Origin of the sequence: Streptomyces fildesensis (assembly GCF_016107395.1) — a bacterium.
Taxonomy (GTDB): Bacteria; Actinomycetota; Actinomycetes; order Streptomycetales; family Streptomycetaceae; genus Actinacidiphila; species Actinacidiphila fildesensis.
The window spans coordinates 44,009-55,297 of sequence record NZ_JAAIKO010000048.1 but is presented as its reverse complement, the minus strand read 5'-3'; the positions used below and the strand labels follow the sequence as shown (position 1 = coordinate 55,297).

Here is an 11,289-nt window from a genome sequence, read left to right as displayed (position 1 = left end):
GCAGATGCCACTACCAACGCCGAGGCCACCACCCCCACATGCGGTTGCAGTATTAGCCCCCCGGTCAGGTCCTCTCAGATCCGCTCAGGTCCGCTCAGGTCCGCGGACGCCGCGCCGCGAACAGGCCGATCACGCCGACCAAGGCGGTGGGCGCTCCCAGTAGCGTCCACACCGGCACGTGGGTGAAGAGGCCGATGGCGTTGCACACCACCCCGAACAAGATCAACGCCTTCCACCGGCCAAGGGGGTCGCGCGTCTGCTGCTGCGTCATTTCCGCTCCTCACTGAAGAGTGCCGCGCTGTCCCTGCGGCATGGGTCGAACGTAGCCACGGCCGCGCGGCCCCGTCGCGGGTTCGTCCGCGCCGCAACTCACGTCGTGCCAGGTCGGAGTAGGGTCGCCGAGAAAACAGCCGGTCCCCGGTGCGGCCCGCTCCGGGAACACCGGCCGAACAGCCGCTCCGGACGGCAGACTGGGAACCTCGACGCGGCAGTGGGCCCACAGGATTCACATCGGCCGGTGCGGCGCGGGGAGCGGGGGCGGGGGTGGCGGCGGTGACCGGGCGCGGATCCGGGGAGGCACGGGCGGCGTTCGCGGAGGCGCTGGCGCGTCTGCGCCGGGAGTTGCCCGACGTGTCGGACGAGACACTGGCGCGCCGCGCCGGCCGCACGGCGCTGCCGTCGGGGCGCAGGGTCGAGGTCAACGCCCGGCGGCTGGGGGAGTGGCTCGGCGGCCGGTCGGTGCCACGGGACTTCGACGTCGTCGTGGCCGTGGTCCGCGCCGTCGAGACCGCGGTGGCCAGAACCGGGCCGGGACCGGCTCCCCGGCTGTCCATCGCGCAGTGGGAACGGCTGTGGCGCGCCGCCTACGAGGAACGCTCCCCTGCCCGGAACGGCGCCGCGGAATCAAGTGCCGGAACGGAACCGGGCCCGGCGGGAGCGGCGCGCGGCCTTGCCGTCGGCCGTCCGCCGAGCGACGCGGCGGCCCTGCGGGAGCGCCCGGACCTGGCCGGCGCGCTGGACTCCGCCATCGAGGAGGGTCAGGTCCGCCAGGTCGTGCTCACCGGGGCGGGCGGGGGTCGGCAAGTCGCAGCTGGCGGCGGCCGCCTTCCACCGCGCCCGGCAGCGCGGCCAGTTGGCGGTCTGGGTTCCCGCGTCGTCCCGTCAGTCGGCACTGACGGCCTGTGCCCGCGCCTGGCGGGTGATGGCCGGCGAGGGTGCCGCCGGCGCCCGGGACGCCGGTGGCGGGGACCGGGGATGGGACGAGGAGGCGGAGGCGGACCTGTTCGTCGGCTGGCTGCGTACGACCACCCGGCCGTGGCTCGTGGTGCTGGACGACGTCGACGACCCGGCGGAACTGGCGGGGATCTGGCCCGTCGGCGACCACGGGACGAGCGTCGTCACCACCCGCCGCCGCGACGCGTCGGTGATCCGGCCGTCCGCCCGGATCATCCGGGTCGGGATGTTCACCCCAGAGGAAGCCGCGGGATGTCTGCGTGCCCGCCTCAGCGCGGCTCCAGGCCCTTCGTCGTCCCCGGCCTCCGACAGCATCACGGGACCGCAGGACGACACCGGAGTGGAGTCCCTCGCCGAGGCGTTGGGCTGCTTCCCGCTGGCGCTGTCCCAGGCGGCGGCGTTCGTCATCGACACAGGCTTGAGCCTCGCGCAGTACCGGCGGCTCCTCGACGACCAGCAGGAGACGCTGGCGGACCTGTTCCCCTCCTCGTCCCCGGCCGACGAACACGGCGGGACGGTGTCCAGCACCTTCCGGCCGGCCCTCGAACGCGCCGAGACGCTGGCCCACCCCGGGACGGTCCGCGCGGCGCTGGAACTGGTGGCGATGCTGGCTCCCGGCGGCATACCCGAGGTGGTGCTGCACACCGGCGCCGCCCGGCGCTGGATCGGCAAGGAGCAGGACCGGCCGCGGGAACGGGACGTCCTCCTCGCGCTGCGCGCCCTGCACCGGCTGAGCCTGGTCACCCACGACAGCGAACGCGGCCCCGCCACGGTCGAGGCGCACGCCCTGGTGCAGCGCGCCGCGCGGGAGACCGTACCTGCCGGTGACCGGCCGGCCCTGGCCGCCGCGGCGGCGGACGCACTGGAAGAGGTCTGGGCGTCGCGGGAGATCCGTCCCGACCTCGCGGCCGCTCTGTACCGCAATGTGGAGGCGCTCCGGCTGACGGCCGGCGACCTGTTCCGGGAGGGCCGGATGCATCCCGTGCTGCGCCGTACCGGTCCCCATCTGACCGGTCTGGGCCGGGCCGCCGCCGCCCGGGACACCTGCTCCGAACTACTGGTCCGGGCACGGGCCCGGCTGGGGGAGGGGCACCGGGACGTCCTGTTCCTCCGCTCGCAGGTCGCCCAGGCCGTCGGTGACCGCGGCAACGCCACCGCCGCCCACGCCGAGCTGACCGCGATCCGGAGCGAGGCCGAACGGAACCTCGGCGCGGCGGATCCCGACACGCTGTCCGTGCGGCTGCACGAAGCCCGCTTCCTGATGGAGTCGGGCGCGGTCGGCGAGGCGTCGGAGGCCTTCACCACCCTCGCCGCCGACGCGGCCCGCGCGCTCGGGCCGGGCGCCGCGCTCACTCTCGACGCCCGCGGCTACGCCGCCATGTGCCGGGGGCTCGCGGGCGACGCGGTCGCCGCGCGTGACGCCTACGCCGCGGTCGCCGAGGACCTGGAGCGGGAACGGGGCCTCGGCGACCCGGCCACCCTCGGTGCCCTCACCGACCTGGGACGGTGGATCGGGGAGGCGGGAGACCCCGACGCGGCGGTCGAGATGCACCTCAAGGCCGTCGACGCCCTGTGCACGGCCGCCGGACCACTCCACCACGACACCCTCGTCGCCCGGCACAACCTCGCCTACTGGCGGGGCCTGGCAGGCAGCCCCGAGCAGGCGGTCGAGGAGTTCGCCGCCGCCGCGCACGACGCGGAACGCGCGCTCGGGGCCGACCATCCGACGACCCTCACCTGCCGCGTCAACCTCGCCTTCTGGAGCGGCCTCACCGGCCGCCCGGCCGACGCCGTGACCGAACTGGCCGGTCTCCAGCCGCTCATCGACCGGATCCTGGGCGCCGACCATCCCCGGGCGCTGCGAACCCGGCAGCAGAGTGCCGAACTGCAGGACAGGGCGGGCGACCGCGCCGGGGCGAGGACCCGTCTGACGACCCTGCTGGCCGACATGACGCGGGTCCAGGGCGCGGAACATCCCCGGACCCGCGAAGTGGCGGAGCTGCTGAAGCACTGGGGCAGCCTCGCCGGCTCCTAGACCGTGCGGAGCCACACCCGTACCCCCACGGACCAGACACCGCTCATCCGGCGGCGGGTCCCAGCCGGGCCAGCGTGTCGAGCAGCTTGGCGCGGCTGACGAAGACCTCCGGCGGCAGCGAGACGTACAGCTGGATCGTGGTCACCCCCGGGATGTGGTACCGCAGAATCCGCTCCCGGCACTCCTCGGGCGATCCGCTGATGAACAGACCGTCCACGACCTCGTCCGGCAGCGACTTCTGGGCGCCCTCGGGATCGCCGGCCTCCCACCGTTCGTGCGACTCCCGCAGCAACTCGCCGTGCCCGAGCCACTCGTGGAACTTGCGGTACGGCTCGCGGTTGAGGATCCACGCAAGGAAGGGGCGGGTGGCGCGGTGGGCGTAGTCGGTGTCCTCGGTGGGGCACACGAACACCTTCACCACCAGCTCCTTGCCGGCCGGCTGCGGCCCGACCGCGTTCAGCACGGTGGGGACGTCCTCGGGGAAGAGCAGATTGGTGATCGCCCCGTCCCCCTCGGTGAACCCCAGCCGCAGCATGCCAGGACGCAGCGCGCCCAGGATGACCTTGACCGGGGCGGCCGGCGGGTGCGGCAGCTGGAAACCGGTGATGGAGAAGGTGTCGAAGTCCCCGGAGACGTGTTCGCCGCGCAGCGCACGGGTGACGAACCGCAGGACGTCCCGGGTGCGTTTGAACGGTTCGTCGAACGGGATGCCGTTGATGTCCGTGACATGGGCCGGTACGGAGGCGCCGATCCCCAGGAGCACCCGTCCGGGGGCGAGTTGGGCGAGGGTCGCGGCGGTCTGGGCGAGTACCGCGGGACCGCGGGTGTGCACCGGGACGATGCCGGTGCCGATGCGCAGCGACGAGGACCAGGCGGCTGCCGCGGCCAGCGGGGTGAAGGCGTCGGTCCCGCCGCCCTCGGCGCTCCAGACGTCGGTGTAGCCGAGGTCCGGGAGCCGTTCGACGATGAAGCGGTGCCGGTCGATGGTGAGCCCCGGCAGCGGCAGGGTGATGCCCCACCGCGGTGGGGCCGCCGCGAGGCGCGGAGGCAGGTCGTGCGGGGCGGTCATGGGGGCGACGGTCCTCTCGTGGCGGGTGAACGGCGGGAAGCGCCGGGCTACTTGCGGACCCAGACCGTCGTCAGGTCCAGGAACCATGACTGCGGCTGCACCAGACCGCGGACCTTGGGTGACAGCGCCCGCGGATTGCGGTCGTTCACCACGAAGAGCCACGGCGCGTCCTTGGTCACCAGATCCAGCGCCTGCCGGTAGTCGGCCCGCCGCTTGGCCTGGTCCGTCGAGGCCGACGCGGACGCGAGCAGGGTGTCCACCCGCGCGTTGGTGTAGTGGCCCGTCCAGAAGGGGCTCTTGCTGCCGATGAAGAGCGGCAGCAGCGCCTCGGACTGGAACAGGGTGGTGGACTGCGCGATCGCGTCCGAGCCGAGCGCGACCTGGCCCTTGGCCTCGGCGCTGATCAGGGTCGACCAGTCGGTGGTGCGGAGCTGCACCTTGATGCCGACGGCGGCGAGGTCGTGCTGGATCGCCTCGCTGATCGGCACCGGCAGCAGGTTGCCCGAGCCGCCGGTCGGAACGGTGACGGTGGTGCTGAAGCCGCCCGCCTTGCCCGCCTCGGCCAGCAACTGCCTGGCCTTGGCCGGGTCGTAGGAGTACGCGTCGCCGGCCGGGTCGAAGGCGAAGGTGGCCCGGGGCGCGGCCTGGTAGGCCGGGTCGGCGGTACCGTGCAGCAGCTTGCCGGCGATCGCCTTGCGGTCGATGGCGAAGTTGGCCGCCTGCCGGACCCGCGGGTCGTTCCACGGTGCTCTCGACGTGTCCAGGATCCAGTACCACAGGTGGTCGTAGCTGTTGGTGACGAGCTGCACCCCGTCGGCCTTGAGGCTGTCGATGTCGTCGGGGTTGGGGTACTCGATCCAGTTGACGCCGCCGGAGCGCAGCGCCGCGGTACGGGCGGCGACGTCCGGGAGCGACTTGATCACCAGCCGGTCGAGCTTCGGCGCACCGCGCCAGTACCCCTTGTAGGCGACCAGGTCGATCTCCTGCCCGGCGGTCTGGGAGCTGAACGCGAAGGGCCCGGTGCCGACCGGGTGCTGCCCGAAGTCGGCCGTTCCGTACTTCCGTACGGCGGTGGGGCTCGCGATCAGGACATGGGCGAGGTCCTCGGGGAAGTGTCCGTTGGGCGCGGTGGTGACCAGTTCGACGTGGTCGGCGTCGACCTTGCGGTACGTGGCGATGTCCCCGGCGTACTCCTGCGCGGCGGCGCCGAGCGCGTCGGTGCACTGCGCGTTGTGCTTGTCGAGGTACCGGTCGAGGTTGAAGACGACCGAGTCGGCGTCGAAGGGGGTGCCGTCCTGGAACTTCACGCCCTTGCGCAGGGTGAAGGTCCAGGTCCTGGCATCGGCCGCGACCTTCCAGGACTCCGCGAGCGCGCCGGTGATCTCCGGGGGCGCGTCGGTCCTGGACAGGTCGTAACGGGTGAGGCCCTCGTACAGCTGGAAGCCGACCAGGCGCTTGCCCTCGAATCCGGCGCCGCCGATGACGGTGTCGGGGTTGGGCAGCTTGCCGGTCGCGCCGATGACGAGTGTGCCGCCCCGGCCGTTGGTGTCGGAGGCACCCGGACCGTCCGAACCCGTCGTGGTGGCCGCCGATCCGCAGCCGGCAGCCGCGAGCAGCAGTCCCGCGGTCAGCAGGGCCCCGGTTCTGCGCCGGAAGCGTGGCGTGGCGTGGTGGTGCGTCATCGTGAGTCCTCGGGGTCGGTGGAGATGTCGGTGTCGACGGGTACAAGGAAATGGATCGGGCGGGGGCGGCCCGAACGGTCAGGGGAGATCGGCCGGTTCGTCGCCTGCGGCGGCGAGCAGAGCGCGGGTGTAGGGATGGCGGGGCGCCCGCCACAGGTCGGCGACCGGCCCCTCCTCCACCACCTGTCCGTGCCGTAGGACCAGCACCCGGTCGGCGAGGTGCCGGACGACCGCGAGGTCGTGGGAGATGAACAGACACCCGATACCGGTGCGGTCCTGGAGCTCCACCAGCAGGTCCAGGACCTGTGCCTGAACGGTGCGGTCCAGCGCCGAGGTGGGCTCGTCACAGACCAGCAGCTCCGGGCCGGGGGCCAGGGCGCGCGCGATGGCCACCCTCTGCAGCTGACCGCCGGACAGTTCGCGCGGGTACCGCCGGGCCAGCCCCGGGTCGAGCCCGACCTGCTGGAAGAGGGCGGCCACCGCCTGCGGCCGGTCCCGTCGCGGGACGCCGTGCAGGCCCAGCGGGAACGCCACCGCCTCCCCGGCCCGCAGGCCGGGGTTGAGCGAGCCGCCGGGATTCTGCGGAACGAACTGCAGCCGTCCGCGTACCGCACGTGCGCTCCGGCCGCGGAGCCGGTGGGGGTCGTGGCCGGCGAAGCGGACCGAACCGGTGTCGGGGGCGAGCAGCCCCAGCGCCAGTCGGGCGAGGGTGGACTTGCCCGAGCCGGACTCGCCGACCAGGCCGACCGTCTCGCCGCGCCCGACGCCCAGACTGACCCCTCCCAGCGCGAGCCGCCCGCCCGGGTAGCGCTTGGTGACGTCGGTGAGATGAAGCAGGGGAGTGTCCTCGTGGCCGGTCCCCGCGCTGACGCTCATCGGCGTGCCCCCGCCCGGGCCGCGACGAGTTCGGCGGTGAAGGAGTGCGCCGGCCGGGAGAGCACCTGGCCGGCGGGGCCGGACTCGACGATGCGCCCGGCGCGCATCACCGCCACCTGTCCGCCCACCCGCCGGGCCACCGACAGGTCGTGGGTGACCAGCAGTACCGCGATACCGTGCCTGCTGCGCAGACTGCCGAACAGATCCAGGATCTGCGATCGGACCAGCGCGTCGAGCGCGGTGGTCGGCTCATCGGCGATCAGCAGTTCGGGCTCGCAGGCGACCGCGAGAGCGATGGCCGCACGCTGGCGCAGCCCGCCGGAGAGCTCATGCGGAAAGCTGCGCGCGATGCGCTCCGGCTCCGGGATCCCCGCCGTGGTCAGCAGCCCGGGTACGGCGTCCCGGGCCGCGCGGCGGGTGGTGACCACGCGGTGCCGGCGCAGGACTTCGGTGATCTGCGGACCGATGCGGCGCAGCGGATCGAGCGAACCGGTGGGATCCTGCGGCACATAGCCGATCCGGCTGCCCCGCACCCGGGAGAACTCCCGCTCGGTCAGCGCGCGCAGATCGGTCCCGCCGAGTCGTATCCGGCCGGTGACCCGGGCGTTCCGGCCGGGCAGCCCGAGCACGGTCCTGGCGAGTGTGGTCTTGCCGCTGCCCGACTCACCGAGCAGCACCAGCGCACCGCCCGGTTCGACGGAGAGCGACACGGCGTCCACGGCGTGCACGGGGGAGTCCCGGCCCGGGTGGTCGACGGACAACTCCTCGACGAGCAGCCCGGGTCGGCCGGTCGCCAGCGGCGCGTGCGGGGTCATCGGACCGCCTCCGCGGCGAGGTCACCCGTGTCGCCGATGCGGCGCCGCAGGGCCTCGCCGAGGGTGTTGCAGACCACCGAGACGATGAGGATGGTGAGCGCGGGAAGGACGGCGACACCGGGGTGGGTCAGCAGGCTGGGACGCAAGTCATCCAGCATCGCTCCCCATTCGGCGGTGGGTGGCGGGACGCCGAGGCCGAGGAAGGAGAGCCCGGCCGCGTACACCACGGACAGCCCGATCAGGGACGAGGCGTAGGCCAGGATCACCGGCGCGACGACCGGCAGGACCTGGCGTACGGCGACGAGCGTGCGGCCGGCTCCGCTGACCCTGGCCGCCTCCAGGTATTCGGCGGTGCGGATCCGCGCCACCTCGGTATGGGCGACCCGGGCCACCGCCGGGGTGAGCACCACCGACAGCGAGAGCACGGTCGCGCCGAGGCCCGCCGGCATCAGGGTGGCGATGGTCATCGCCAGCAGGATGCCCGGGAAGGCGTACAGCACGTCGAGCGACCGCAGCAGCGCCTGTTCGGTGACCCGGCCGCCGAGCCCGGCGGCGATGCCCAGCGCGGTGCCTGCCGTCGCGGCGATCGCCACCGGGACGAACCCGCCGATCAGGGAGGGGCGGGCGGCCCAGACGAGCCGGCTGAGCACGTCGCGGCCCTGCCCGTCGGTCCCCAGGAGATGGCCGGGGCTGCCGGGGTCGAGCAGGCGCACCCGCAGTGATCCGGCGACCGGGTCGTACGGGGCGATCAGCGGTGCGGCGACGGCCACCAGGAGCAGCAGCGCGGCGAGTGCGGCGGGCAGCAGCAGCCCGGCGTCACGTCGCAGTGCGGCGGCCCGCAGGGCTCGGAAGGGGAGCCGCCCTCGGGCGGAGGTACCGGTACGGAGCACGGTCATCGGGGGCTCCGGACGCGCGGGTCGATCCAGGCGTGGGCGGTGTCGACCAGGATGTTGACGCCGACGAAGGCCACCGCGACCACCAGGACGCCGCCCTGGATGAGGGGCAGGTCGCGTGCGGTGAGGGCGTCGTAGAGCAGATGTCCGAGGCCGGGCCAGGCGAAGAGCGTCTCCACGAAGACCACGCCCTCCAGCAGATAGGCCAGTTGGAGGCCGCCGATGGTGAGCAGCGCGGGGGAGGCGTTGTGCACGCAGTGCCGCAGCACGGCCGTACGGCTCAGCCCGCGGGCCCGCAGACTGTCGGCGAGATCCCCCGCGAGGACCGAACCGAGCGCGGCCCGGAACACCTTGGCGGTGAGGCCGAGCGGCACCAGGGCGGCCGCCACGGCGGGCAGGATCAGATGGCGCAGCAGGTCCGGCAGGCCGCCGTCGCCGAAGACGTCATGCGTACCGCCGGCCGGCAGGCAGCCGAGCCGCACCGCGAAGACGGCGATCAGCAGCAGCGCCACCGAGTACTGCGGGGCGGAGACCGACACGGTGCTCAGCGCGCCCGACACCCTGCCGAGCGGACCGCGGGGCCGCAGGGCGCCGACGGCACCGAGCACGATTCCGCCGACGAGGACCAGCGTGAACGCCGCAGCCGACAGGATCAGGGTCTGGCCCATTGCCGGCAGCAGCAGTTGGTCGACGGGGCGCTGGCCGGCGATCGACGTGCCGAGGTCGCCGTGCAGCGCGTGTGTCAGCCAGTCGGCGTACTGCACGGGCAGCGGCCGGTCCAGGCCGAGACGGTCGGTCAGCTCCTGGTGCGCCTGCGGCGGAGCCCCGGGGCCCAGGAACGCGCTGACCGGGTCGCCGGGCACCAGGGCCACGGTGGCGAAGACCACCAGCGTCACACCGACGAGGGTGGGCACCGCGAGCAGCAGCCGCCGGATCAGGAACCGTCTCATGCGGGCACCGGCCGGAGCGGGGCGCCCGGCGGCCGGGCGACGGGGAGACGGGCAGGGGCTGGCATGAGCGTGGTCCTTCCAGGGCCGGTCACTCCGGCCGATGGGAAGAAGGTGGCTCAGCCGGCCGGGCGGCAGCCAGCCAGGCGTTCATGCGGTTACCTGTGGTCATAGGATCCGGGGTGCGGATCAGCACGCTGCCCCGCGGCACGGGTCGTGGACCGACCTTGACCCGTACTCGCGTTCGGAATTAACCTGCGCGCATGGCTATCCGGCGCACCGACTTCACCTTGGTCGGCATCTGCGGCTCGTGGCACCGCAGGTGCTTCGACGAGACATGTCGCCCCGGCGCCCGGCGCTGACCGCCCAGCCCCTGGCTGCCCGGCAGCGCCCCTCCTCCAGCAGCGGCCAGCCGCCCCTCTGATGATCCGTCAGTGACGTTCCCGGGACCACGGAACCGTCATGGAACAGGGCGGAACCCGCGTCCTATCGCCGCGTCGTCCCGCCAGGGACCGGCTCCGTCACCTCCGAGGGGACCGCACCGCCATGCCGCACGACATCCGCGACCTGACCCGTCGACCAGCCGGCCGGGCCGGACAGCCCGCCCGTACCGTCAACCCGCCACGCCGGTCCGGAGGTTCCCGATGGGAACGCTGACCGAACTCGCCGACCCGTGCTCCGGACGCAACCGGCGGCAGTCCGGGCGGCGGGGCCCGTCCGCCCCGGCCCGGCCGGCCACGACGGACGCGCTGCACATCGAGATCGACAATCCGCTGGACCTCATCGCCGGACACCAACTGCTGGCCGAGCCCGACGCGTTCTCCGCCGGCGGCGGTCCGGTACGCCGCCCCGCCGCCGAACCGGCCTGCTCCTGCGGGCATCCGCTGTGCACCGTGGCCGCGGACCGGGCCTCCGACACCACCCGGGTGTTCCTGGTGGAGCGGCACCCGGTGGCCAGCGCCGGACTGCGCAGCGTCCTGGCCAGCGTGCCGGGGATGACCGTGGTGGGCAGCAGCACCGGTGACCCGCTGCGCGCCGTGGAGGGCGTGCGACGAGTACAGCCCGACGTCATCCTGCTGGGCGGCGGCGCGACACTCGCTGACGACCTCGCCGCCGTGGTCGAACTGCGCGGCGCCGACGGGGCGCCCGACGCGCGGGTGCTGCTGCTGCGCCGGGCGGAGAGCACGGCGGAGGCCAGCCGGATGCTGCTGACCGGGGCGAACGGCTGCTTCCCGCTGGACCTGCCGGAGGACCGCATCATCAGCGCGGTGGCGACCGCCGCCGCGGGCGGCGCGGTCTTCCTGCCCGCCCCGCCGTCGGCCCGGGTGCACCTGGCCAGCCTGGCCGGGCACGCCGCTGAGTCACCGCCGCAGCACTGCGGACTGACGGACCGGGAGCACGACGTGCTCTCCCAGCTGGCCCGGGGCCTGGGCAATGCCGAGATCGGGCGCGAGCTCGCGCTGGCCGAGGCCACTGTCAAGAAGCACCTGACCCAGGCGATGCGCAAGATCGGCCAGTCCGACCGGCTGCGTGCGGCGCTCTACGCGCACCGGCACGGCCTGGCCGGCTGATCGACTGCCGCCGCTCCGGTACCGGAGCGGCGGCCGTACCACTGCCGAAGGCGGGCACCCGTGCGGGGTGCCCGCCTTCGGCATGTCCGGGCCCGGCCGGAGCGGGGCGACCTTAGGAGCAGCCGTGGGCTCCGTAGGTCGCCCCGGCCCGCTCCGTTCGGGGCTTCT

The 11,289-nt window shown here is 73.8% G+C and carries 10 protein-coding genes; 2 read left to right on the top strand and 8 right to left on the bottom strand.

Features of this window, described 5'->3' with window-relative positions:
• Window positions 1-94: 94 nt before the first annotated feature.
• Both C6N31_RS36385 and C6N31_RS36380 read right to left on the bottom strand, forming a co-directional pair.
• Window positions 95-271 (bottom strand): hypothetical protein, encoded by a 177-nt coding sequence (locus C6N31_RS36385; protein ID WP_198359124.1) that lies wholly within the window; start codon window positions 269-271, stop codon window positions 95-97.
• A gap of 632 nt (window positions 272-903) precedes the next feature.
• Window positions 904-1,083, bottom strand: a complete 180-nt coding sequence (locus C6N31_RS36380; RefSeq protein WP_198359123.1) for a hypothetical protein — start codon at window positions 1,081-1,083, stop codon at window positions 904-906.
• Between the two features lie 49 nt (window positions 1,084-1,132).
• Between C6N31_RS36380 and C6N31_RS36375 the strand changes: the two genes are divergently transcribed.
• The gene (locus C6N31_RS36375) at window positions 1,133-3,268 is read left to right on the top strand and encodes a tetratricopeptide repeat-containing protein (protein WP_138353470.1); all 2,136 of its coding nucleotides are present in this window, start codon (window positions 1,133-1,135) and stop codon (window positions 3,266-3,268) included.
• Window positions 3,269-3,311: 43 nt separating this feature from the next.
• Here C6N31_RS36375 and C6N31_RS36370 read toward each other — a convergent pair whose 3' ends face one another.
• The 6 genes from C6N31_RS36370 to C6N31_RS36345 form a co-directional block, all read right to left on the bottom strand.
• Entirely contained in the window at window positions 3,312-4,337 is a 1,026-nt protein-coding gene (locus tag C6N31_RS36370) for an LLM class F420-dependent oxidoreductase (RefSeq protein WP_138353471.1), read from the bottom strand.
• A 47-nt stretch (window positions 4,338-4,384) separates the two neighbouring features.
• Window positions 4,385-6,019, bottom strand: coding sequence for an ABC transporter substrate-binding protein (locus tag C6N31_RS36365; RefSeq protein WP_138353472.1), 1,635 nt, complete (start codon window positions 6,017-6,019; stop codon window positions 4,385-4,387).
• A gap of 78 nt (window positions 6,020-6,097) precedes the next feature.
• Entirely contained in the window at window positions 6,098-6,895 is a 798-nt protein-coding gene (locus C6N31_RS36360) for an ABC transporter ATP-binding protein (RefSeq protein WP_198359122.1), read from the bottom strand.
• Window positions 6,892-7,710, bottom strand: coding sequence for an ABC transporter ATP-binding protein (locus tag C6N31_RS36355; protein WP_198359121.1), 819 nt, complete (start codon window positions 7,708-7,710; stop codon window positions 6,892-6,894). The genes C6N31_RS36360 and C6N31_RS36355 overlap by 4 nt, the downstream gene beginning before the upstream one ends.
• Window positions 7,707-8,606 (bottom strand): ABC transporter permease, encoded by a 900-nt coding sequence (locus C6N31_RS36350; RefSeq protein ID WP_138353473.1) that lies wholly within the window; start codon window positions 8,604-8,606, stop codon window positions 7,707-7,709. Before C6N31_RS36350 ends, C6N31_RS36355 begins: the two co-directional genes overlap by 4 nt.
• Window positions 8,603-9,553 carry an ABC transporter permease gene (locus tag C6N31_RS36345; RefSeq protein WP_198359120.1) on the bottom strand — a complete coding sequence of 317 codons (951 nt, stop codon included), beginning with the start codon at window positions 9,551-9,553 and terminating at the stop codon, window positions 8,603-8,605. The genes C6N31_RS36350 and C6N31_RS36345 overlap by 4 nt, the downstream gene beginning before the upstream one ends.
• Before the next feature lie 641 nt (window positions 9,554-10,194).
• On the opposite strand from C6N31_RS36345, the gene C6N31_RS36340 reads away from it, so the two are divergent.
• On the top strand, window positions 10,195-11,121 hold the full coding sequence (locus C6N31_RS36340) for a response regulator transcription factor (protein ID WP_198359119.1): 927 nt from the start codon (window positions 10,195-10,197) through the stop codon (window positions 11,119-11,121).
• The last annotated feature ends 168 nt before the right edge of the window (window positions 11,122-11,289 follow it).

Coding starts and splice junctions, on each gene's coding strand:
- C6N31_RS36385 (WP_198359124.1), bottom strand. CDS start 271: ATGACGCAGCAGCAGACGCGCGACCCCCTTGGCCGGTGGAAGGCGTTG.
- C6N31_RS36370 (WP_138353471.1), bottom strand. CDS start 4,337: ATGACCGCCCCGCACGACCTGCCTCCGCGCCTCGCGGCGGCCCCACCG.
- C6N31_RS36365 (WP_138353472.1), bottom strand. CDS start 6,019: ATGACGCACCACCACGCCACGCCACGCTTCCGGCGCAGAACCGGGGCC.
- C6N31_RS36360 (WP_198359122.1), bottom strand. CDS start 6,895: ATGAGCGTCAGCGCGGGGACCGGCCACGAGGACACTCCCCTGCTTCAT.
- C6N31_RS36355 (WP_198359121.1), bottom strand. CDS start 7,710: ATGACCCCGCACGCGCCGCTGGCGACCGGCCGACCCGGGCTGCTCGTC.
- C6N31_RS36350 (WP_138353473.1), bottom strand. CDS start 8,606: ATGACCGTGCTCCGTACCGGTACCTCCGCCCGAGGGCGGCTCCCCTTC.
- C6N31_RS36345 (WP_198359120.1), bottom strand. CDS start 9,553: ATGAGACGGTTCCTGATCCGGCGGCTGCTGCTCGCGGTGCCCACCCTC.
- C6N31_RS36340 (WP_198359119.1), top strand. CDS start 10,195: ATGGGAACGCTGACCGAACTCGCCGACCCGTGCTCCGGACGCAACCGG.